Below are 21,860 nucleotides of genomic sequence, written 5' to 3'. Positions count from 1 at the left end.
ATTATTCTCCCCCTAATCCTTGACGGCCAAAGAACCAGAAGTAAACACTGGTAAAAATGCCGATGATAATAAATAAAATCCACGAAACCGCAGCAGCGCTGCCCATATCGAGCCATTCCCAGGCAATCTGATACAGGTAGTTTGAGATGGTTTTCCCTGCAGTCTGGGCAAACTGACCGCCGACTGTCAGTACGTAAGGTTCATCAAACAGGTTCATGTTGCCGATGATTGTCAGAGTGACACCAAAAAAGATAAAAGGTTTCAGCAGTGGCAGTGAGATGTGACGGAAGCGTTGCCAGGAGTTGGCTCCATCGATGGTGGCGGCTTCGTAGAGGTCGTGATTGATCGTGGCCAGACCAGCGGTATAGATCACGGTATTAAAACCCACATATTTCCACCAGACCACAAACGATACGGAATAGCGGATGAGGCCGTTTTCCTGAACCCAACCAAGTGGCAGAACGCTGCTGAGTCCTCCGAACAACCAGCTGCTCCAACCGGCATCGGCAAGATACGCCAGAATGGCATTAATAATTCCGCTGTCTTTGGAGAACATGACATAAAAAATCATCGACACGGATACTGTCGAGGTGATGTAGGGCAAAAAATAAGCAGTTGTCAGCCAGTGGCGCATGCGGGCCGCCATCATGATCAGAAAATAGGCTAGTGGCAGAGCAATAAGATGCTGAGGTACACCGGACAGGACCGCCATAACCAGCGTGTTCCAGAGCGTCTGCCATAAAGTTGGATCGGTCAGTGACAGGGCATAGTTTTCGAAACCGACAAACTGCATCGAACTCAGCCCTTCAACCGGATTCCAGGTGTGAAAAGAGAGATACACCATGAAAAAAACCGGAAAAACACCAAAAACCCCATAAATGATGAGATAAGGAGACAGAAAGCCGTATGGGGTTAGTCTGTTCAAAATACGTCTTGGACCCCGGCGCTGAGCAGTCTTTTGTCGCGGGATGTGTTGTCCGGATGATATGGGGGTACTGTCCATAACAATACTCGCTTACAGTTGTAGATAACCTCTAACAGTATTTCGTTTAGGGAGGTTGTTGAAAAAGCCAGGCGACAGAGTAACTCGCCTGAAGTTGAGTCAGCCGGACCGGACGACAATGCCGGCCCGGCTGAGAGTGCAATGGTTATGGCTTAACGCACTCTTCGTTTCAACTGCTGTTCTACGCCTTTTAGAGTTTTCTGAATATCCGCACCGTCGTTCAGTACGTCATCCAGCGCCTTCTCTATAAGGTCTTCGGCGATCAGGTCGCCCTTCATGGGAGTGACGGGGGTGATATTGCGAGCGATTTCCGCAAACATCAGGCGTGCTTTCTGGCCACGCAGAAAATCGATGGATTCGCTGAAGGAGGGATCATCATAAGTACCGGTATGAGCCGGAAACGCTGCGATGTTTTTGAATCCGGCCAATTGGATGTCTTTTGACACCATGTAACTGATCAGATCCCAGGCGGCATCAGGATTTTTGGACTGTTTGGGTATCGCCAGATATGAGCCGCCCCAGGTGCCATAAATACCGGCAGGCAGGTTGGAAACTCCCCATTTGCCGGCAGTATCAGGCGCAATCCAGTTTTTCAGGTGGCCCAGCAGCCAGGCTCCGGACATTTGGGTTGCGAATTTGCCATCACGAAAACTGGCGTACCAGTCTTCGGTCCATTCACTGATATTCCCGTCCATACCGCCGTCGCGAATCGCTTTGGCGATTTCAAATGCTTTGACAAAACGCTCAGAGGTGACCAGCGATTTACCATTGGCATCAAAGTAAAGACCTTCGCCAGCGTTGGTATTGAAACGATAATAGGCGTTGGCGACGGCTTTGGCATTGCCGATCAACAGAATGTCTTTTTCTTTGAGTTTGGCACCATACGCCAAATATGTATCCCAGTCGGTCATGACTTCATTAATGTCAAAGCCCATATCTTCCATGTAGTCGCGGCGGTAATACATAACACCCGGGCCAAGGTCTACCGGGATGGCATACTGCTTGCCATCGCTGCCTTTGCCGGCTTCAACGGCATAGTGGGCATAATTTCCGGCAATGTCCTTATAGCGATCGGTCAGATCAACAAAACCACCGGAATTGATAAATGAGCCGACGAAACCAACGTCAATCAATACTACATCACCTGCGCCCGCACCCGTGGCCAGGTTGGTTTTGAGTTTGTTGTGATGGTCTCCGTGATTATTCTTCAGCACGGTAATGTTATGTTGGGGCAAGCCATCTTTGATGGCATTTATCTGGGTATCATAGTCCGGATAAAGATCGAACCTGATATCTGCTGCAAAAGCAGAGGCTGCAACTAATGACAATGCCGCCACTCCGGCTTTTACGTGAGTTTTCATACCGTTTTCTCCTGATTTTTATTTTTTTGATGTTAGATTTCGAGAGACAGTTTCATATTGTTGTGTTTTTGCATGTAACCGTTTACAGAAAGGTAAGGAATTGTCCGCTGGTGTGTCAATAATTTCTATAAGAAAGATATTGATCAAACACAAAAGAAGGCTGTTTTTAGGTAGAGATCACAGAACTTTGGGGGTTAGAAAAAACTCCCTGACAGGTTGCTGATTTTTAACGCAGGATTCGCGGTACTTAGGAAAATCAACAACCTGCTCAATGGGGAGCTGTTCAATCAGACAGTATACGGGTCATCCTCGATCAGCCGTTTTCCGAGTGCTGCGGACGTTTCACGGTGAAAGTCCTGACGATCATAAAAATCCAGCACTTTGGTGTTAGTGGCCCGGACAAACAGGTTGATTTTGGGACAGCCGAGTGCGATCAGCTTTTGTTCGGCGACGGCCATCAGCTTTTTCCCCAGTCCCTGACCCTGAAGATCTGGCGATACAGCCAGATAGTTGATATTGGCGCGATGACCGTCGTAACCGATCATAATGCTGGCGATCAGCTCATGCTGGTCATTGACAGCTACCAGAAATAATTCCGGGCTGTGGCTGACTTTCCGTTCGATGTCCTGCCAGGGGTTATTCCAGGACACAAGCAAACCACAACGCTGCCATAAATGAACCACCTGATCGGTATCTTCAGGCGAAAACGGGCGAATCTGCCAGTTATTCATCGTCGTCATCATCCTGACCACTTTCCAGTCCCAGTTCCTTGATTTTCCGGGTGAGGGTATTTCGACCCCAGCCCAACAGAATGGAAGCGTCGCGTTTTCGCCCGGCCGTGTGCTTAAGGGCTGTTTCGATCATGACCTGTTCAAACCTGGGGACGGCCATATCCAGTATGCCTTTAGCGCCTCTGGCCAACTCAGCGTCAGCCCAGTTGCGCAGCGATTGCTCCCAGTCTGCCGAGGTCGAATGCCGGTCATCCCCTTCCAGTAATTCCGGTGGCAGATCAGAAACATGCACCTCGCGGCCACTGGCCATGACGGTTATCCAGCGACAGGTATTCTCCAGTTGGCGGACATTTCCTGGCCAGGGCAGTGCTGACAGAAAGTCCATGGCATCCTGGCGCAGTACTTTGGCTTCCACGTTCAGCTCTTTGGCGGCACGTTTGAGAAAGTGTTCCAGCAACTTGGGAATATCTTCGCGACGGTCCGCCAGTTTAGGCAGATGTACTCTGATGACGTTCAGGCGATGGAACAGATCTTCACGAAACTTACCGTCTTTGACCAGGTTTTCGAGATTCTGGTGCGTGGCGGCGATAATACGAACATCCACTTTTACTGCGGTGTGACCGCCAACCCGGTAGAACTCACCGTCAGCTAGCACCCGCAGCAATCGGGTCTGGGTTTCCATCGGCATATCACCGATTTCGTCCAGAAACAGCGTTCCGCCGTTGGCCTGTTCAAAGCGTCCCTGACGCTGGGTGGCGGCTCCGGTAAATGCACCTTTCTCGTGCCCGAACAGTTCGGATTCAATCAAATCCTTTGGAATGGCCGCCATGTTCAGGGCGATAAATGGGTGCTCTCTGCGAGGGCTGTGGTTGTGCAGCGCATGGGCGACAAGTTCCTTACCGGTACCTGATTCGCCATTGATGAGCACTGTGATATTGGAATGGCTCAGGCGGCCAATGGCACGAAAGACCTCCTGCATGGCAGGAGCGGCACCGATGATTTCAGTATCCGGCTCCTTACTGGTTTGGGTCGATTGTGCCCGGTGTTCTTTGGAATGTTCGATGGCACGTTTTGCCAGAACGACGGCTTCGTCAACATCGAATGGTTTGGGCAGGTATTCAAACGCGCCGCCCTGGAATGAAGCGACTGCGCTGTCCAGGTCCGAATGCGCGGTAATGATGATGACCGGCATGTCCGGGTGGTGTTCATGGATGCGGTCCATCAGCTTCAGGCCATCAATACCTTCCATTCTGATGTCGCTGATAATGGCATCCGGGGCTTCCCGTGACAGCAGGCTCAGCAGGCTTTCGCCGTCTGTAAAACTCCGACAGTCTATGTGTTCTTTTTCCAGGGCTCGTTCAAGTACCCAACGGATAGAGCGATCGTCGTCAACGATCCATACTCGGCTGGCAGAATTCATTCATGGTCTCCCAAGGGCAAATATATGGTGAAGCGTGTCTCTCCGGGTCTGCTTTGGCATTCAATAATCCCGTTATGTTGGCTGATGATCTGTTGGGCGATTGACAGTCCCAGTCCGGTTCCGCCAGCTCGTCCACTGATCATTGGATAAAAAATATTTTCAGCAATTTCCTCCGGAATTCCGGGGCCGTTGTCTTCCACATCGATACGGCATACCAGGCGATAACATTTTTGTCCTATGGTGAAGCGTCGGGCGATCCGGGTTCGAATAATAATGGTCGGGTCAGTAATTCGGGCTTCCGTTAGTGCCTGTACCGCATTTCCGACAATATTCAATATGGCCTGGATCAACTGTTCGGAATCGGCGTCCAGGTCCGGCACACTGGGGTCGTAGTCCCGTTCGAGTAAAACCCCATTATGGGTTTCTGCACGAGTGAGCTGACATATGCGCTCCAGAACTTCATGAATATTGGTTTTCTGAGGCCGCAAAATCTTGCTTGAACCCAGCATCCTGTCGACCAGATTCCTCAACCGGTCCGCTTCTTCTATGATCACGTTGGTATAATCAGTCAGGGACTCATCCGGCAACTCTCGTGCCAATAGCTGGGCTGCCCCCCGTATTCCCCCTAGTGGATTTTTGATTTCGTGCGCTACACCACGTACCAGATGCCGGGTAGTTTCCTGCTTGGCGAAGAACTCCTCATCCCGGGAAATCTTTTTCAGGCGGTCGATATGTTGTACTTCCAGCAGAATGTAGGGGGTTCCTTCAATCTGAATACGCTGCATCATGTAGTCGACGGTAATAACGCCGCGTTCATTACCGAGTGTCCAGCGGGCTTCGCGTTGGGTCAGGGAGCTATTGGGGTTATCGAGCGAAGTAAACTCAGGCAGTGTGGAGTCTGATTGAAACAGATCCGTGATATGTAACCCCTGAGCACGCGAGTCTGAGCGGGCAAACAGTAACTCGGCCGAGTTATTGAGATAACAGATGTGGTGTGCTTCGTCCATCAGCACTATCGCAGTGCACTGTTGTTCCACCAGTGCAGAGAAAAACTTTTTTGGGTCAGTCACTTTATCGGGTCCATCATTTCACGCCATTTGGGGTTTCGAGCAATATCCAGACCAAAAACGGTGCACCACGAAGCAACCGCCTGAGCTGAATTGTGCATTATTGTGGTGCGATAAGATTTTAATATGGACCGTTTTGGGTCTTTGGGCAACGTTGACTGAAGAATCGACCTGAATCATCGCAGCGAACAGCGGCTGGATTGCTCGATGAATACAACCAGGTCGAATGAGGAGGGATGTGAAATCAGGAAGTTAGACGTCCAGGCGCCAGAACGCCCTGCCTTCCTCTGCATTGAGTTTGGTGAAGCCTGCTTTGTCAAACAGTAAATCAGTGGCGGTGTTTTGTGGCATGTCGATATAAATCGGCATATCGGCCAGAGCCCTGACATGGTTCAGCAACTCTATGGCAACACCTTTACGACGGGATACTTTTCTTACCACCAGATAACGCATCCTCAGCCCTTTGGTCCACGGGTGCAAAACAGCAGCTCCCAGTAGTCGGCCGTTATATCTCGCTGCATACAATGTGTAACCTCTGGCTGACAGCAGATGATCAACCAGCTGTTCCGGGGTCAGGGTATCTAAAATCCGTTGTGGAGCATCGTTGTAAATCTTGATGAGATCTGATCTGTCTTCAGCTGAGGGAGAGTCGATCACCTCAACCTGAAAGCTCATTACGGGACTTGGCATAGTCATGATGGCATTCCTATGTTGTTTCCGAATTATTTTATGACATAGTCTGGTTGATAATCCCAGACCGTTTATTGTGCTGCATCATTGCAGCCATAATTCATGCATCCCTCCTCAACAAAGTCAGCAAACAGTATAGAATAACCTGCGGCTAATCCAGTAGCCGGCGATAAAATAAGTCTGCTTTCAGCCCTTAGCATGAGCCGCTATAATTTCAGCCTCATGACATCTCCCTCATCCAAAGGCCCTATATATATGCCCCGAAGTGCCCAGGTAGACAGAAATACCGCAGAAACCCAAGTCTCAGTGAGTTTAAATCTGGACGGTACCGGAACTTCCCGGTTTGATACCGGAATGCCCTTTCTTGAGCATATGATGGATCAGATAGCCCGCCATGGTCTGGTCGATCTGGATATCGTTTGTAAGGGAGATCACCATATTGATGATCATCATAGCGCCGAAGATACCGGTATTACCCTTGGGCAAGCCGTGGCAAAGGCTGTCGGTGATAAGAAGGGTATTCGTCGTTATGGCCATGCCTATGTCCCGCTGGACGAAGCCCTGTCCCGGGTTGTGATAGATTTTTCGGGTCGTCCCGGTCTGGAAATGCACGTCGATTTTACCCGTGCCAGTATTGGCGGATTTGATACTCAGTTGTTCTATGAGTTTTTTCAGGGCTTTGTGAATCATGCTGGCGTGACATTGCATATCGATTGTCTCCGCGGAGTGAATGCTCACCATCAGGCCGAAACCATATTCAAAGCTTTTGGCAGAGCCTTGCGTATGGCTGTCGAGATGGACCCTCGGATGCAGGGTATGATTCCATCGACCAAGGGTTCATTGTAAATAATAGTTTACAGTTCTGTTCAAATATTAACCAATATTGGAATTCAAATATGACATCCAAGTCCGTTGCCGTGATTGATTACGGCATGGGGAACCTGCACTCTGCCGCCAAAGCGCTGCAGCATGTGAGCCCCGAAACGAAAGTAGTGGTCACCAGCGATGCCAGGACCATTTTGAGCTGTGATCATGTCATCGTTCCAGGTGTCGGTGCGATTCGCGACTGTGTCGGTGAGATTCTGCGGCTGGAGCTGGGTCAGGTTATCGCTGAAGCCATGAAGAACAAACCCGTTCTGGGGATATGTATTGGTATGCAGACGTTCATGGACCATTCCGATGAAAACGGTGGAGTTGATTGTCTGGGATTCTTCGCCGGGCAAGTCCACCACTTTGGTGAAATATTCGATGAAAACGGTCAGGCCCTGAAGGTTCCACATATGGGATGGAACAATGTGTTCCAGCGCGAGCCGCACCCGTTATGGAACAATATCGCCGATGGCAGCCGTTTTTATTTCGTCCATAGTTACTATGTTGAATGTGATGATGAAAACGAAGTGGCCGGTACATGCAATTACGGCCTGCCGTTCGATGCCGTAATCTTCCGCGATAACATCGCTGCCACACAGTTTCACCCGGAAAAATCGTCCACTGCCGGCTTGCAACTGCTAAGTAATTTTCTGGCCTGGGACGGCACTCTCTAATTTCAGGAACCATTATGCTGATTATTCCCGCAATAGATTTAAAAGATGGAAAATGTGTCCGCCTCAAACAGGGGCGGATGGATGACTCCACGGTATTTGGTGATGATCCGGTGGCCATGGCCAGCCGTTGGGTTGAGGCTGGCTGTCGACGATTACATCTGGTGGATCTGAATGGTGCCTTTGAAGGCAAGCCGGTCCATGCTGAGGTGGTAACCGCGATTGCCCGTAAATATCCGGATTTGCCGATTCAGATCGGTGGCGGCATCCGCTCTCTGGATACCATTGAACAATATCTTGCTGCCGGTGTGAGTTACTGCATCATTGGCACACAGGCGGTCAAGCAGCCTGAATTTGTCCAACAGGCCTGTGCTCGTTTTGCCGGTCATATCATTGTCGGGATCGATGCCAAAAACGGCATGGTGGCGACAGAAGGCTGGGATGATGTATCGACTGTCAAGGCGACCGATCTGGCCAGGCAGTTTGCCAGTAATGGCGTCAGTGCCATTGTCTACACCGATATCAGCCGTGACGGCATGATGCAGGGCGTCAACGTTGAGGCCACCGTGGAAGTGGCTGAGGCCGGGGGTATTCCGGTCATCGCCTCTGGTGGTGTTACCAATATGGATGACATCAGACGCTTGGTAACGGTGGCGGGGCGCGGCATTTGTGGTGCGATTACCGGCCGGGCAATTTACGAAGGCTCGCTGGATGTCGCTGAGGCTCAACAGTATTGTGATCAACAGGCAGGTAACTGAGTATGGCACTGGCAAAAAGAATTATTCCATGTCTGGATGTCGATAATGGCCGGGTGGTCAAAGGGGTCAACTTTGTCGATATCCGAGATGCCGGAGACCCGGTGGAAGTGGCGCGCCGTTACAATGCTGAAGGTGCGGATGAAATTACCATGCTTGATATCACGGCGACTCATGAGGGCCGCGATACCATGATCGAAACCGTGAAAGCCATTGCCGGTGAAGTCTTCATTCCGTTGACGGTTGGAGGAGGAATTCGAACGCTCGATGATATCCGCAACATGTTGAATGCCGGGGCGGATAAAGTGTCCATCAACTCTGCTGCGGTTAAGGATCCGGACTTTGTTCGCGCAGCATCAGAACGATTCGGCGCACAATGTATTGTGGTTGCGATAGATGCCAAAAAAGTGGATGACGAACGCTGGGAGATTTTCACCCACGGCGGTCGCAACGCCACAGGTATCGATGCGATTGAATGGGCGGTCAAGATGGATCAGTTTGGGGCCGGTGAAATTCTGCTGACCAGCATGGATCGCGATGGCACCAAGAATGGTTTTGACAACGAACTTAATCGTCGCATTACTGAGCAGGTTAAAATCCCTCTGATTGCATCCGGTGGCGTCGGCAACCTGGATCATCTGGTGGATGGTGTGCTGCAGGGTGGGGCAGATGCCGTATTGGCAGCGAGTATTTTCCACTTCGCAGAATATTCCATTCATCAGGCCAAGGAGCATATGGCTGCCGCTGGTATCGAAATGCGCTTATAAGCGGAATGACTCTGGTGCCGGACAAAAAAGTGAAGCATGAAAACTCACTCTTTGTGTCCGGCAAGATCTGGTTGTTCTGATAACGAATCAGCCAATCATGTCCGCCATGTTCAGGCCGGGTCCTGATCAAATAGCGAGGCCTGGACACTGATCGAACCCTCTAGCTCCAGCAACCTTTTTTTCCGCCACAAACCACCGCCATAACCGGTCAGACTGCAATCACTGCCAATCACCCGATGACAGGGCACAATAATGGAGACCGGATTATCACCATTGGCCTTGGCGACTGCACGAACGGCTTTATCGTTACTGACCGTGCGAGCCTGTTCCAGATAACTGCGGGTCACGCCATACGGAATGGCAGTCAGAGCCGCCCAGACCCGGCGCTGAAAATCCGTTCCTGCGAGATCAAGTGGCAGATCAAACACTTTCCGATGACCGGAAAAATAGTGTTCCAGCTGCTGTTGTGCCTCGTTGATGAGTGGATGATGACCTTTGATCACCTCTCGTTTAAACAGTTTGGATAAACGTTTTATCTGCGAGGCCTCACTATAACGATCCGCAAACTCCAACAGACAGATACCAGTATCGCTGCATGCGATCCATGCCTCGCCTAATATTGTGTCCAGAGCGTTATAAATGATCATGATCTGTTCCTTTGAAGGGGGTTGATCGTCATGTCGCTGTTTGCCTCATCATCCGGCAAGAGTCCATGGTTTGGCAAATGCCGGCTGGCTTGTGGTTCGATCAAACGCTGTTGCAGATCAGAGAGAGTGTTCAATGGTCAGCTGCCTGCCTGGACCATCGCTTTAATCTTGCTGGCTTTTTCGAAGTGATCCAGTTGATGAGTTTCAATCCACCACTTGGCAGCCTCCATCAGGACTTCGGGCTGATCGTTTTTATTTTTAAAAAAAGCATAAAAGGATAGTCCTACATCTGGTCCCTTTTTTTCGACTTTCTGATCACACACTTCGATGATTTTTTGTCTAAGTTCTTTCCGCAAAATCCGTCTCTCTTAATTAGGGTTACTGCATAACGCTGTCATCAATTACACAGATTTCATGCAAGTACAACTGGTAATTAACGGCAGGTTGTTCAGTCCAGACAGGGATATCGGGTTAGTGCTTGGGAGGAGGTTTTTGGATTGAGTGATTGAAAGCTGGCTGACCTTGATCTCGCCCTTATGATATTTTCCGGCTTTTGCGTCGGCTTGATTTTTCATCACCCCCAGAAACGCAAAACCCCCGCAAACACTGGTCTGCGAGGGTTTTAAATAAGTGGTGCCGGCTGCCGGAATCGAACTGGCGACCTACTGATTACAAGTTACAGCCGAAATTACACATTCTCCATCTTTTCCTTTAAAATCAATGAGTTGCTGATGTTTATCGCCACAATAAGACTCAATTTTTCGCTACGATCTCGCCCTAATCTCGCCCTTATATTTTACTTTTTAGCTTTAATAATCCTTCCGCCCTTCCCGAACCGGTACCCCTTCTTTAACCGCCCATTTGCCTTTAACCCTGCCTTTCTTGCCATCTTTCAATTACCCACTCTAGTTTTGTCACACGCTTATCAATTCGCCAGAACAGCAACAACACCCCAATCATGGAAAGGTTGCCCCCGGCCCCCAGGATCTGAAAAATATCAATACTCACTGACCGCGCCCCTTGGCAATGGCATAAATACCAGCCACACCCGATACTCCTGCCACCAATTCAGCGTTAATTTCAACACCATGGGCAACTGCCCAGGCATAAAATCCAATCTGCGCATAGGCTAAAAACTGACGCCCCATTTTGTGGACAGCATCGACCCAGGGCACAGTCTGTGCCTGAAGCTCTGTCATATACACTTCCGCCCGTAATCGATTCGCCAAGTCTTTATCTGTCACCAGATCATCAATGACCTTGGCTGCCCGTTCAGCCGCTTTTCCCAAACCGAATAATTTCATGCCAGGTTAACCCCCATATGAATGACATCTGCTGAGTAGGGATTAATCCCATTTTCATGCTTGATCATGGCGGCAATCAGATCAGGATATCGGTTGATGGGCAGTACATAGTCACTACGTACGCCCATGCTCTGACAAACCGAATCAATATAAGCGCCTGTATCATTCTCATTTCCGGGTGCCCATCTGCCCACAATGCCGGCCACCGTATCCAGTCCATACTTATTTCGATAGGTCATCATGAGCTTATACGCTGCCCGGATGCCGTATTCTGTAGACTCGAACTGCTCAAAATCTGAGTCAGAGCCAGGGTAAACTTTACCGTCCCATGCAATATCACTTTTTCGGATATTCAATGGGTTTCTGTTTCGAATCCCTCTTATTTTTTCAAACCCCACATAACCCCCTACGCTGATCATTGCGAGTGCCGCCGCACCCGCCGCCACATAAATTGCCTTCATTCAGCCAACAACCCCTTAACCCGGTCATGCTCCGCCACCAGACCGGTGTATCGCTGTTCAAAGTCCTCCAGCCCTATCACTTCATTTTGCCGGTTGTCCAGGTATTCGACTTCACCGATTCCAGTATCCGTATCGAATCTGACAGCCCATTCCCCCGCCGGCATCGAAAACGAGCACTCAGGCGGACCAACGGGTACGCCATCAATGATGATCAACTGGTCTTTGGTCACTGCTGTAATCTTCATACCGCTTTTCTCCCGATATATTGCAAGGGCAGTACATTGATATACTGAGGTTCATTGGTATGGGTAATACCGATAAAGCCATGAGCATGGCTCTGACTGCCGCCTGCGGTTTCTGTCCATATATCATTTGCTAAGCCATCATTGGTGGTCACACCTGTATTGCCACCAGACCGTCCGGCTACCCGATGCCGATGCACTGGCATTTCTGACTCAGACAAGGTATGTCCTAATACGTATCCTGAAGGTCTGATCGTACTTTCCCCGCCTTTGGTACCGATCTCTCCAAAATGCCCGAACTTTGGAAAGTGGTTCAACATGTCGTAAGTGCCATTTTGCCCATCGGCGATCACCCAGCCTTTCTCATATTCACGATTCAAAGCCTCACGAGAGCCTACAAACATCTTTATGTCACCAACCTGCGGCCGACTGTGACCTACAACTGGAATCATGCTCATACATAAAATACCAATGCTGTAATTCTGTTTCCCTCGCCATATCCATTTTCGATCACTGGCAGCCTCCCAGCGCCGGACAAATCAGAATCAGGTTCAACTCTAAAGTAATCACCATCATCCGCTAAATATGCGGTGTTAGAGACCGTAAAAACCCATGAGACCACGCTTTTTGCAGGATATTTCTGATTAAAAATGGCACCCAAGTCCGTCACTTCACCACTATCAACCGTTGTGCTAATCACACCATGCCGGACCTTGGTTTCTGACGGTGTCAGAATTTCAGAGACCTTAACCACTCCCGCTGAATTCTCCAGAGTGGCCCCAGTGGTGCCCATCAACAACAGCTCTACTTCATTGGCATTGTCATGGGCATTTTTGATTTGCAGCTGCCTTGTCTCATTGTCGAATGCAATCAAATCCCCGGATTCAACTGGTACCTCTTCATTACCTTCCCCGGTCATCAACACCAGCGGACCGGTACAGCTGAGCACTTTTATTTTTCGGACGGTCTGTTGAATGATGTATTTACCACCCATGTCAACAGTAAACTTACTTGGCCTCATGAACGCCCCCAAAACGCGAAATAACCGATTCCCAGCACAGCCGCGACCACCGCCCAGACAGCGTAGGACTGGTCTCCCATTTCTGTTTTCTTCAGCTGTTCAACCACATCCAGGGCATCGCCAGTGGTTTTGTTGATTTGACTGATGGCACTGTTCAGATATTGCTGACCGGTATCATTAATGGCCCGTTGACTCTCCAGCCCTACCTCTAAAAACTTGGTCAGCAAGTCTGTATTGTCATCAGAGAGGTGTTGCAGGGTATCTGCCTGATCCTGTGATATTTGCTGCAGTGTTTGAGCGTCAGCCGCCTCAATATTCCCAGTAATCTGGGAGGCGCTTATCGCTCCATCCGCCGCCGTCAGATTCACCGAGTCATCATCTACCCATGACGCGCCGGTATAGTCATAGTTGTAATTGGTTTCATCTGTTTTGGATGAAGACCCTAATAAGTTAAACCCCATCATTGTCTCCCAAACACAAACAGCCCTAATCCCAACAACCCGACCCCGGCCAAAATCCACACCCCTGTATTGGACTGTTCATTGTTTCCAAAGATGATTGAGCCTGACCGATAACTCAGCCCGGAATCGACATTGTTACGCTTGTTATCGCTTTTGGAGCCGGTGGCAGCTGATGCCTGATTGCTCATGCTCCAGCCATCACCCATCCCTAAATCAATACCTGGAATCGCACTCACTTGTTCACCTTCAAAACGTAATACGCAGCACCACCGACCAACCCAATCAATAAGACTCTATTGGTCAGTTGCGTTAGGCCTCCAAACGTCAAGCCACCGGCTATAAAACTGGCAATGGCCAAAATTGCGTATGGCATACATGCCCCCTTATTTGACGACGGCGACCAATAGCGATAGCGCACCAATCACCACCGGTGCTACCTTCAACAACTGAGAGCTTGAGCCGCTGCTGTTTTGACTGGCACTGCCTTGCGCACCCGGTATAGCGTTGGTCTGATCTTCATTGGTTGCTGGTTCACCGAACCAACTTTCATAGACTTCAGACACATTTTCATCCCACCAGCCACTGACGCTGTCCGTAGCCTCATTTGCGGCATCATAAATAGATTGCCAAATCGCCATGCTTACCCCCGGAATAAGGCCGTCTTAGCGACGACCAACAGAACGTGAAGAACGTGTTTTACTGGTTGCCGGCGCTTCACTGCTGGTCCACACCGCCACTTTGGGCTCAAGTACTTCACACAGCATTTCAATTTGCTGATTGCCCTGACTGACATCAAAACGAAATACCAAGCTGTTGGCGGTTGTCGGCATGGAATCCAAAATAGGATAGCCTTCTGCTACCGGGTCAAAGTGGTAATAGCCAGTCTGAGGAACACGAGGAAACTGTCCATCCTTCAAAATGAATACTTGCTCATCTGCCAGCGCTTCATAAATCTTGACATGATCCGCCTCCACTTCTATGCCTTTGATACCGGTGGCTTTGCAGTGAGCGGTTAACAATCGCGGTCCTTTGTTCATGGTCGTAAACTCAACCTTTCCCGCCGCTGCCGCAGGTACGTAATAACGCTTAAATGACCGGATAAAGTTACGCCGACCTGGATTAGGTGATGTTCTCGCTAAGGCCTTCAGTGTCGGAGCCTGCGCGCTCTCCGCAATTTTCACCTTTAAGATGATGTCATCCGTGCCACCGGTTGGCAGTCCTGTCGATAACATTGAATCGCGCAGCACGGCACCTTTCATCGAAAGTGGCAAACGATAAAAGTAAGTCGGACCTGAAGACCCAACCTCAATTTTGATGTACTTAGAGAGCATATGTAGCTCTTTACCAGACAACCCACCACCAAACATATCTTCAGTATTGAGCACCAAAGAAACGGACTCTATTTTGTCCGGTGATAGATTGGTTTTAATGATGATATCATCATAACGCGGACCCGGTTGAATTCGCATAGTTGCTGTTTCACCCGGAGCCACGCCAGAAAATGAATCAAGCTTTCGTAATGGACGCATGTTCTACCCTTATAACGTAGTTAATGACAAATGGCGGGTTAGAACCAGCCGCGATCACCCAGAATATTGTCAACCGCATCCACGTTATTAACGGCCCAAACTACCGCTGCCGCTGATGCCAGTGAAATTAATACAACGCGAGTTGTTGTCTTACTCATGTTCAGTTTCCCGTTCCTGTTGATGTTGTTTGAACGGGCAAACTAAATCATGAATATCGGGCACCGTCAGGCCTGAGAGCCGTACGTACATACATAGGGAAAAGCCTAAATTACAGGCATAAAAAAAGCCGGATAACCGGCCTTTTTCTTACTTACCTGCTTTTTTATATCGGCCCCGTCCAGCCCATAAGAAATGCTCATAATGAGGTGCCCCTCTCAGGTTCAATATGTCCATTTGAGGAATACCCGTTTCAGCGGATAAGTAAGCAGCATCCTTATCCCGCTGCACCCTTCCTACAAACATCCCATTCAGGTTACCCATAAGGGTTTTATCAATTTCGGATGGACGCTGAGCACCTGCTTTGATTTTTATCCCATAGGTACGGCCTATACTGATCAGCCAGTGCCAATGTCCCTGCGCTTTCCCCGGTGTCGATACTGGCCCAAGCTCATCAATGACAATCTCTGTCATTCTACGGGCATCCGCTTGATGTCTAGCCAACTCACAGAACCAGTCAAAATAGTGGCAACTGGGGTCATGAAATGAATAGCGCGCTTGATTGCTTGAACGAACCGCATTCAAAAACGCCCCTCGATCTGTGAATGCCTCAAACCCATTCGATGGCCCAAATGTGCCTTTAATGTCATACACCAGGACACGAGGTGCTGACCCGAGATCTTTTTTAATCCGGTAAGTCTTACCTGACCCAGTGGCCCCAAAATACCCCCGAATATCTTCTGTTAAGTTTTCATTGATTCGACTCACCCGCGCCCCCTTGTGCTTGCTGTCCTCGCTTCGAATGCATCATATCCAAAGCCAACCTTGGCCCTATCGCCATGCCACACACCATGACCATGTTGGTAAATGGGCTGTTTGTATCAGGCATATACGCATCCACGCATTGAGCAATGGCAATGCCCATCTGTTCGGCTTCTTTTTCCTCTAAAAGCCAATGCTGGCCACGCCCTTGTGATATTTTGAAAGATCCCATGCCCAGGAAGTTTTTTAACGCACTGGCAACAGCCGGTTGATAAGGAAAACCCGCACCATTGTTTTTTTCAAAGTCCTGAAAATCCTTGTGCGCTTGTTCAGCCCCTTCTTTAGCGCTTGCCACCCCTTCTGCCTCCAAGGCAGTGGCCATGGCGTCCAGCGCAGCCGCATCGCCTAATTCCATTGGATTCATGATTCACCCCACGCCTGTAACCAATCAGCACTCTTGCGTTCTGGGGGCACGGGTGATGATTCCACCGTGCCCAAACCACTTAAGCCAAGCTGATGTTCGCTATCCGTATCAGACTTGGTATCTGGCTTATGATCAATGTCTGATAATGACCGACACCATTCCCGGAATGCTGGCCCCTTACCATTCCATGGCCCACAACGTGAGCAGGTAAAATATTCATCCCCCCGGTTATTGGGTTTTACATATGCAACACTTTCACATGCTGGACACTTAACCCGCTTTTGCATATTCCAACTCCTGTAATCTGCCTTCAATTTCCATGAATAATTCCAACGTGTGATAACTGACACGCCTTGCTATTTCGGTGGCCTCTTCTGCCGCTTTGACTTTACCCGATATATCAAAGGTGCCCAGCTGAGAGGCTTTTTCCGCCACTTCCTCCAAAGAATTAATTGATTCCCTAAGTTTATTTAGTGTTCCCATATTCATTACCCCCGTACAGTTATTGACAGAACTCCAAGTTAGCCCGGCAAGCCGGGCTAATGCGGCACCGTCCTACTCAATGCCACATTTCCAAATCTGTATGCTTTTTTCGACCCGGTAAAACATGCCACTCATGTTCATGTGTGATCACGGACTCCGCACACCCAGAACGCCCAGATAGGAACCACAACCCCTTCACTGTTGGCTGTAATTCCCCGTATTGGTTTAATCGTGCCCATTGGTCAAACCGGGTGATTTCACCCGTCCGCTTATCCGCGTATTCATGTCCGTGAGCGGTGGTGAGTGTTTTTAACTGCAGTTCCCCGGACCTGATTTTGATAGCTAGGTCGCAGTAAGCCACAGACGCATCTGCCTCTACTTCCATATCGCGAATCGCGGCAATCAAGTGCATTAGCTCTGGACGACAATCCCTCGCGTACATGAAGGCCGCACGCTCATCAAACGCCAGCTTTCCAGACTCATCAAAGCTCATGAACCGCCCAGCAAAGCGCCGCAACTCCCGCCACCAAGTTGCCTTTATGCCGCCTAAGAATTGAAATTGCCGGATACCATGGATACTGGCCCAGGCTCTGATACGCTGTGCTGAAGTAGCCGCATCATTATCGAATAGGTCTTTTTCGATACCACGGCCATCGATGGCTTTTGAAATGTATTTTGCGATGTAACCAACAGCCGAATATTCTTTGCCTGTCTTTGGGTTGAGACCTTCCTTGATCCGTTCAACTTTTACCCGGCGCTTTTGGGCACCCGGTTCACCGGCATAGAGGTTGAGTGACTTTTCAGTGATAACCTGTTCGATGGAAGAAAGGCCGGCCGTATCCGAAAATAACAACAGGTGCCAATGTGGGCATCCGTCATGGTGCGGCTCAACCACACGGATACCAAAGTAGTCTATTTCGTTGCGGTGTAGTTCAGCCCTGATAACAGCCCAGCGCCCAGCCAAATATTGCTGAGCTTCTCTGACAGTGAAGCCTTCATAACGTTTGTTCTTAAACGAAAATTTCCGACCTTTTTTTGATTTTCGATATGAGTACGGATGAAAAGCAGATGGCGCTGTGATCGTGATAAATGTCGCTTTATAGCCAAGTGATTTAGCCAGTTTCTCAGTGCCGGCAATCCGGGTCATCATTTCAATACGACGAATAGCCGGATTTGAATTTGATTTATAAAACAGCTCAGCGAGCGTAAAACGCTGCCCCAGGTCATTCTCAATTTCAGTCTCTTGGAGAGTTTTTAAATTGGCGGATTGTCGCTTTTTCCAGTACTCAAACGACAATGAAGAGAGATAGATTTCACGCGATGCATGCACATGGCCAAACAGCCGTTTCATTTCCTCAATGAGTCGGCTTTTTTCGGCACGAGCACGACGAAGCCACCAGCGAGGGTTACACAACCGTTTTAGAACCCTAATACGCCAACGTACTTCTTCAATCCAGTTTTCAAAATCAGAGGAGGGAACCACGTCTGAAGGCTCCAAAGGAAATTCTTTCAGATGAGATTCAACCAGCTGCCAGAATGCAGAACCATTTATTAACGCGAGCATTTCCCGCGCTTCGATACCTAAGTATTCCGCAAATTTCATATCATCAGGATCGACTTGACCGCGCACGGTCCAGCGCCGCTTGAAGTAGCTTGCTTGGTAGGCTGCCCAATTTTCTATACTGCTGTCATCACACAGTAGTAAATTCAACGATCCCCATTTTTGTTTTTCTTTTAACCAAATAATACGCTGGTTAGCGTCCCCATATGGCGTACCAGGGTGGTTACCATGCTCCAGGACCAAGTCTTGCCAATGCTGAAAAACGTCCTTCTGTAACAGTCCAAACGCTGAAGAGGCTTTTTCAGCCTCATTCAGCCAGTAGGGAGACATGTACATTGATTAATGGCCACCAACGGGCTTACTCGGCTCCCAGGCTTCAGCACCGTTGTAGTCATCCCCCCCGGTTGATTTCCATTGCTGATTCGCTGAATCAATGGCAGTACAACCAGGCACAAACCCCCTGTGGATAATCTAAACGATAAGTCCACCCAGTTATGGTTCCGTCGAAAACGATCACGTAACCATTCCATAAACTCTTACGGGCGCGATACTCAAGAGCGATTTCGTTGATGGTCATATTAGTCAACCCCGCTTTTCGTAGTTGACTTCATCCAATCCATAGCGTTTCAGCTGGTTATATTCAGCCAGTGTGCCTGCCTCCAGCCTCCGACGCATATCAGTAAGCTCTTTATCTACCAGGACATGCTTACCGGTTTTCGCCACTGCAAGGTAACCACGATCCCGCCAACCCCTTGCAACACCCTCTGAAATACCCTCCAGTTGTGCAAATCGTTCAAGGGAGATAAATGAAGTGTTTTCCATAATGAATCCTCGATTGCCGTATGGCTTTATGTGTTCTTAATTTGGATAGATCAGTAAACTGATCTGTTTTATGTGACTTAAAGAGAGCCATTTGTATCTCTTTTTAATTTAGGGAGTCAAATGTATCTTGTCAATGGGTGATCTATGGATTTCAAAGAAAAACTTAAAGTCGTTAGAGATGAATCAGGTATCAGCCTTAAAGAAATTGCTAAGAATTCGAGCATTGCATATGACACTTTAAGGATGTACAGCCAGGGCCGCAGAAAGCCAAAAATTGAACAAATCCAAAAAATTGCGGCTATTCCGGCCCTAGAACCTTGGAGCGAATTGTTATTAGAGCAAACGGAACTTAGCTCCGATGAGGCTGAGTTTTTGGTATTGGTTGGCCGCATGAAAGCTCAGGGCAAACAGGCTGAACTCGATCGGATTCTTGATGAGATGAAGCGGCTTTCAGGTACTGAATAATTTCCAATCTTTTGATTTTATTTAGTTTTTTGTATTGCCTCAGATAATTTTTCATAACATCCTAATACTGTGTATTTATACAGTATTTTATACAGGATTTATTTCTAATGGCCATTTACAAAACATCAACAGGCTGGCAAGTACGCTTTGCTTTTGACGGTAAACAATACAAAAAAAACTTGAAGAGCCGCCGTGAAGCGCTTTCTTGGGAGAGTCAAACACGATTAAAACTTGAAAAAGGTGAAACATTAGTACCAAAGTATGATAAACGCCGGCTTAGTGATCTGGTGACTGAATGGTACAACTTTCATGGTCACAGCCTTAAGACAGGTTCAACTCGCCAAAAAGAACTTGTCCGGATTATTGAGGAAATAGGCAACCCAGTTGCAGCCAAATTTAAAGCTAGTGACTTTGCAGAGTATCGAGTCAAAAAGCTTGCAGAAGGCACCAGCGAAAATACCCTAAATCACTACCATATCTATCTGTCAGCCGTTTTTTCTGAGCTAATCAGGGCAGGAGAGTGGACACTTGATAATCCTCTAAAGCGTATTAAGAAAATGAAAACTTCTGAATCGGATATGGCCTACTTGAGCACAAGTGAGATATGCCGGTTACTAGCAAGTTGCGAAATCAGCGACAATCCCCAATTGATAGCTCCCGTTAAACTATGTTTGGCGACTGGGGCGAGATGGGGCGAGGCAACAAGCTTGCAGTGGCCACAACTCAAACCTGATCGAGTGACGTTTACGGATACAAAGAATGGCAAAAATCGGACAGTACCGATTAGTTTAGAGCTTTACCAAGAATTAAAATCAAGAGGACGCAGCTATGGCACCATGTTTCCTGGAGATTTTAAACGGTCATTTAATACTGCACTGAAACGTGCAGAGATCAGCTTGCCATCTGGCCAGAAAACACACGTTCTTAGACACACATTTGCATCACATTTTATTATGAATGGAGGTGACCTTCTAACCCTTCAGAAGGTTCTTGGACATGGTTCTTTGGACATGGTTCTGAAGTATGCACACCTTGCCCCAGAACACCTGGAACAGGCATTACAATTTAATCCGTTGAAAACTATCTCGCCCTAATCTCGCCCTTTTCGGGTTTTTTGGCTCTTAAGCTGTCTTTAGTTTTCATCACCCCAGAAACGCAAAACCCCCGCAAACACTGGTCTGCGAGGGTTTTAAATAAGTGGTGCCGGCTGCCGGAATCGAACTGGCGACCTACTGATTACAAGTCAGTTGCTCTACCAACTGAGCTAAGCCGGCCCATGCCCTAAGGCGTCGCGTAATATACTGTTGGCTAAGCCAATGGTCAACACTTAACTGCTTGAATTTTTTAGGTTTTTGTAAGATTTCTTGTGAAGGGCTGAGATTTTGGCGATTCAGCAGGAGAGAAAGCGGCCATGACAACAGATGTATGGCCGCTGACGGAGATAGCGGGTGAATTTAGCCCTGAATTTTATCTTCGATTTTTTCGATTTTCTGATGCCGCATGTCTTCGCCTTCCACCAGGTAAATAACGTGCTCGGCGATATTCCTGGAGTGGTCTCCAATCCGCTCCAGTGAGCGCAATGCCCAGACGATATTCATGACCCTGGAGATGGTTCGACCATCTTCCATCATATAGGTAATCAGGGTTCTGATGGCCGTGGTATATTCGAGATCGACGTCTTTATCCGCTTTCAGTACTGCCAGTGCACTGGCACTTTCGAGGCGGGCAAATGAGTCGAGTGCTTCCATAACCATCTTGGCGACCTGTTCACCGATGTGGCGCATTTCGATAAAGCCCTTGGTCGGACCTGAGCCTTCATTGCCGCTAAGTTCCAGGGCCATGCGAGCTATCTTGGAGGCTTCATCACCCATTCTTTCAAGGTCATTGACCGATTTTGTAACGGCCAGAACGAAGCGCAGGTCGCTGGCGGCCGGGTGGCGTCGGGCGATGATGTTGGCGCATTCTTCGTCAATTTTAACTTCCATTTTGTTGACGCGTTTATCGGCCTGAATCACTTTTTCAGCGAGTTCGGAATCACCATCGACGATGCTTTTGATGGCGTCACGTACCTGCTGTTCGACGATTCCGCCCATTTGCATCAGGTTTTTGCGGGCCTCTTCCAACTCCTGGTTGAAGCGCTGGGAGATATGATGATCGAGGTTTAATTTGTCCATGGTTCCGGTTTCC

General features: G+C 48.7%; 30 protein-coding genes and 1 tRNA gene. 6 read left to right on the top strand and 25 right to left on the bottom strand.

Annotated elements, in window-relative coordinates:
* Position 1: 1 nt before the first annotated feature.
* The 6 genes from YC6258_RS00895 to YC6258_RS00870 form a co-directional block, all read right to left on the bottom strand.
* Positions 2-844, bottom strand: a complete 843-nt coding sequence (locus YC6258_RS00895; protein WP_245626998.1) for a carbohydrate ABC transporter permease — start codon at positions 842-844, stop codon at positions 2-4.
* A gap of 311 nt (positions 845-1,155) precedes the next feature.
* Positions 1,156-2,364 carry an extracellular solute-binding protein gene (locus tag YC6258_RS00890; RefSeq protein ID WP_044615381.1) on the bottom strand — a complete coding sequence of 403 codons (1,209 nt, stop codon included), beginning with the start codon at positions 2,362-2,364 and terminating at the stop codon, positions 1,156-1,158.
* 287 nt (positions 2,365-2,651) lie between these two features.
* Complete coding sequence (locus YC6258_RS00885) at positions 2,652-3,095, bottom strand: GNAT family acetyltransferase (protein WP_144407517.1); 444 nt, start codon at positions 3,093-3,095, stop codon at positions 2,652-2,654.
* Complete coding sequence (gene ntrC, locus YC6258_RS00880; RefSeq protein WP_044615379.1) at positions 3,088-4,515, bottom strand: nitrogen regulation protein NR(I); 1,428 nt, start codon at positions 4,513-4,515, stop codon at positions 3,088-3,090. The genes YC6258_RS00885 and ntrC overlap by 8 nt, the downstream gene beginning before the upstream one ends.
* Complete coding sequence (gene glnL, locus YC6258_RS00875) at positions 4,512-5,585, bottom strand: nitrogen regulation protein NR(II) (RefSeq protein WP_281176309.1); 1,074 nt, start codon at positions 5,583-5,585, stop codon at positions 4,512-4,514. The genes ntrC and glnL overlap by 4 nt, the downstream gene beginning before the upstream one ends.
* 249 nt (positions 5,586-5,834) lie before the next feature.
* Positions 5,835-6,278, bottom strand: coding sequence for an acetyl-CoA sensor PanZ family protein (locus YC6258_RS00870; RefSeq protein ID WP_082070499.1), 444 nt, complete (start codon positions 6,276-6,278; stop codon positions 5,835-5,837).
* Between the two features lie 249 nt (positions 6,279-6,527).
* Here YC6258_RS00870 and hisB point away from each other — a divergent pair, with 249 nt between their 5' ends.
* From hisB to hisF, 4 genes are read left to right on the top strand one after another with little or no spacing between them, the layout of a single operon-like run.
* A complete protein-coding gene (hisB, locus tag YC6258_RS00865; protein ID WP_044615378.1) occupies positions 6,528-7,118 on the top strand; it encodes an imidazoleglycerol-phosphate dehydratase HisB in 591 nt (196 codons plus the stop codon).
* 50 nt (positions 7,119-7,168) lie between these two features.
* Positions 7,169-7,816 (top strand): imidazole glycerol phosphate synthase subunit HisH, encoded by a 648-nt coding sequence (hisH, locus tag YC6258_RS00860; protein ID WP_044615377.1) that lies wholly within the window; start codon positions 7,169-7,171, stop codon positions 7,814-7,816.
* Between the two features lie 14 nt (positions 7,817-7,830).
* Positions 7,831-8,571, top strand: a complete 741-nt coding sequence (hisA, locus tag YC6258_RS00855; protein ID WP_044615376.1) for a 1-(5-phosphoribosyl)-5-[(5-phosphoribosylamino)methylideneamino]imidazole-4-carboxamide isomerase — start codon at positions 7,831-7,833, stop codon at positions 8,569-8,571.
* 2 nt (positions 8,572-8,573) lie between these two features.
* Complete coding sequence (gene hisF, locus YC6258_RS00850) at positions 8,574-9,335, top strand: imidazole glycerol phosphate synthase subunit HisF (RefSeq protein ID WP_044615375.1); 762 nt, start codon at positions 8,574-8,576, stop codon at positions 9,333-9,335.
* A gap of 110 nt (positions 9,336-9,445) precedes the next feature.
* Here hisF and YC6258_RS00845 read toward each other — a convergent pair whose 3' ends face one another.
* From YC6258_RS00845 to YC6258_RS00765, 17 genes are all read right to left on the bottom strand, one after another.
* Positions 9,446-9,982: a methylated-DNA--[protein]-cysteine S-methyltransferase gene (locus YC6258_RS00845; protein WP_044615374.1), complete on the bottom strand. Its 537-nt coding sequence runs from the start codon at positions 9,980-9,982 to the stop codon at positions 9,446-9,448.
* 137 nt (positions 9,983-10,119) lie between these two features.
* Positions 10,120-10,338, bottom strand: a complete 219-nt coding sequence (locus YC6258_RS00840) for a DUF6500 family protein (RefSeq protein ID WP_044615373.1) — start codon at positions 10,336-10,338, stop codon at positions 10,120-10,122.
* 511 nt (positions 10,339-10,849) lie between these two features.
* Complete coding sequence (locus YC6258_RS30065) at positions 10,850-10,990, bottom strand: hypothetical protein (protein ID WP_169748909.1); 141 nt, start codon at positions 10,988-10,990, stop codon at positions 10,850-10,852.
* Positions 10,987-11,286: a hypothetical protein gene (locus YC6258_RS00835; RefSeq protein WP_044615372.1), complete on the bottom strand. Its 300-nt coding sequence runs from the start codon at positions 11,284-11,286 to the stop codon at positions 10,987-10,989. Before YC6258_RS00835 ends, YC6258_RS30065 begins: the two co-directional genes overlap by 4 nt.
* Positions 11,283-11,747, bottom strand: a complete 465-nt coding sequence (locus YC6258_RS00830; RefSeq protein WP_052829967.1) for a hypothetical protein — start codon at positions 11,745-11,747, stop codon at positions 11,283-11,285. Before YC6258_RS00830 ends, YC6258_RS00835 begins: the two co-directional genes overlap by 4 nt.
* A complete protein-coding gene (locus YC6258_RS00825) occupies positions 11,744-11,992 on the bottom strand; it encodes a hypothetical protein (protein WP_044615371.1) in 249 nt (82 codons plus the stop codon). The genes YC6258_RS00830 and YC6258_RS00825 overlap by 4 nt, the downstream gene beginning before the upstream one ends.
* Positions 11,989-12,447, bottom strand: coding sequence for a hypothetical protein (locus YC6258_RS00820; RefSeq protein WP_044615370.1), 459 nt, complete (start codon positions 12,445-12,447; stop codon positions 11,989-11,991). The genes YC6258_RS00825 and YC6258_RS00820 overlap by 4 nt, the downstream gene beginning before the upstream one ends.
* Positions 12,444-13,010 (bottom strand): hypothetical protein, encoded by a 567-nt coding sequence (locus YC6258_RS00815; protein ID WP_044615369.1) that lies wholly within the window; start codon positions 13,008-13,010, stop codon positions 12,444-12,446. The genes YC6258_RS00820 and YC6258_RS00815 overlap by 4 nt, the downstream gene beginning before the upstream one ends.
* Complete coding sequence (locus YC6258_RS00810) at positions 13,007-13,471, bottom strand: hypothetical protein (protein ID WP_044615368.1); 465 nt, start codon at positions 13,469-13,471, stop codon at positions 13,007-13,009. The genes YC6258_RS00815 and YC6258_RS00810 overlap by 4 nt, the downstream gene beginning before the upstream one ends.
* Complete coding sequence (locus YC6258_RS00805; protein ID WP_044615367.1) at positions 13,471-13,707, bottom strand: hypothetical protein; 237 nt, start codon at positions 13,705-13,707, stop codon at positions 13,471-13,473. Before YC6258_RS00805 ends, YC6258_RS00810 begins: the two co-directional genes overlap by 1 nt.
* 147 nt (positions 13,708-13,854) lie before the next feature.
* A complete protein-coding gene (locus YC6258_RS00800) occupies positions 13,855-14,109 on the bottom strand; it encodes a hypothetical protein (RefSeq protein ID WP_044615366.1) in 255 nt (84 codons plus the stop codon).
* A gap of 24 nt (positions 14,110-14,133) precedes the next feature.
* Positions 14,134-15,000 (bottom strand): major capsid protein P2, encoded by an 867-nt coding sequence (locus YC6258_RS00795; RefSeq protein WP_044615365.1) that lies wholly within the window; start codon positions 14,998-15,000, stop codon positions 14,134-14,136.
* A gap of 306 nt (positions 15,001-15,306) precedes the next feature.
* On the bottom strand, positions 15,307-15,924 hold the full coding sequence (locus YC6258_RS00790; RefSeq protein WP_044615364.1) for a type IV secretory system conjugative DNA transfer family protein: 618 nt from the start codon (positions 15,922-15,924) through the stop codon (positions 15,307-15,309).
* Positions 15,908-16,342 carry a hypothetical protein gene (locus YC6258_RS00785; protein ID WP_044615363.1) on the bottom strand — a complete coding sequence of 145 codons (435 nt, stop codon included), beginning with the start codon at positions 16,340-16,342 and terminating at the stop codon, positions 15,908-15,910. The genes YC6258_RS00790 and YC6258_RS00785 overlap by 17 nt, the downstream gene beginning before the upstream one ends.
* A 270-nt stretch (positions 16,343-16,612) precedes the next feature.
* On the bottom strand, positions 16,613-16,825 hold the full coding sequence (locus YC6258_RS00775; RefSeq protein WP_144407515.1) for a hypothetical protein: 213 nt from the start codon (positions 16,823-16,825) through the stop codon (positions 16,613-16,615).
* 76 nt (positions 16,826-16,901) lie between these two features.
* A complete protein-coding gene (locus tag YC6258_RS26850) occupies positions 16,902-18,716 on the bottom strand; it encodes a replication endonuclease (protein ID WP_169748908.1) in 1,815 nt (604 codons plus the stop codon).
* A gap of 252 nt (positions 18,717-18,968) precedes the next feature.
* Positions 18,969-19,208: a hypothetical protein gene (locus YC6258_RS00765; RefSeq protein WP_044615360.1), complete on the bottom strand. Its 240-nt coding sequence runs from the start codon at positions 19,206-19,208 to the stop codon at positions 18,969-18,971.
* Positions 19,209-19,352: 144 nt separating this feature from the next.
* On the opposite strand from YC6258_RS00765, the gene YC6258_RS00760 reads away from it, so the two are divergent.
* A complete protein-coding gene (locus YC6258_RS00760; RefSeq protein ID WP_044615359.1) occupies positions 19,353-19,673 on the top strand; it encodes a helix-turn-helix domain-containing protein in 321 nt (106 codons plus the stop codon).
* 107 nt (positions 19,674-19,780) lie between these two features.
* Positions 19,781-20,767, top strand: a complete 987-nt coding sequence (locus tag YC6258_RS00755) for a phage integrase (protein ID WP_044615358.1) — start codon at positions 19,781-19,783, stop codon at positions 20,765-20,767.
* Between the two features lie 104 nt (positions 20,768-20,871).
* Here YC6258_RS00755 and YC6258_RS00750 read toward each other — a convergent pair.
* Together YC6258_RS00750 and phoU are read right to left on the bottom strand one after the other, a co-directional pair.
* Positions 20,872-20,947, bottom strand: a tRNA-Thr gene (locus YC6258_RS00750).
* A gap of 180 nt (positions 20,948-21,127) precedes the next feature.
* On the bottom strand, positions 21,128-21,847 hold the full coding sequence (phoU, locus tag YC6258_RS00745; protein WP_044615357.1) for a phosphate signaling complex protein PhoU: 720 nt from the start codon (positions 21,845-21,847) through the stop codon (positions 21,128-21,130).
* Positions 21,848-21,860 lie beyond the last annotated feature (13 nt).

The sequence above is a fragment of the Gynuella sunshinyii YC6258 genome, assembly GCF_000940805.1.
GTDB lineage: Bacteria > Pseudomonadota > Gammaproteobacteria > Pseudomonadales > Natronospirillaceae > Gynuella > Gynuella sunshinyii.
Note: the sequence above shows the minus strand (reverse complement) of the source record. Positions and strands in the feature narration are given on the sequence as shown.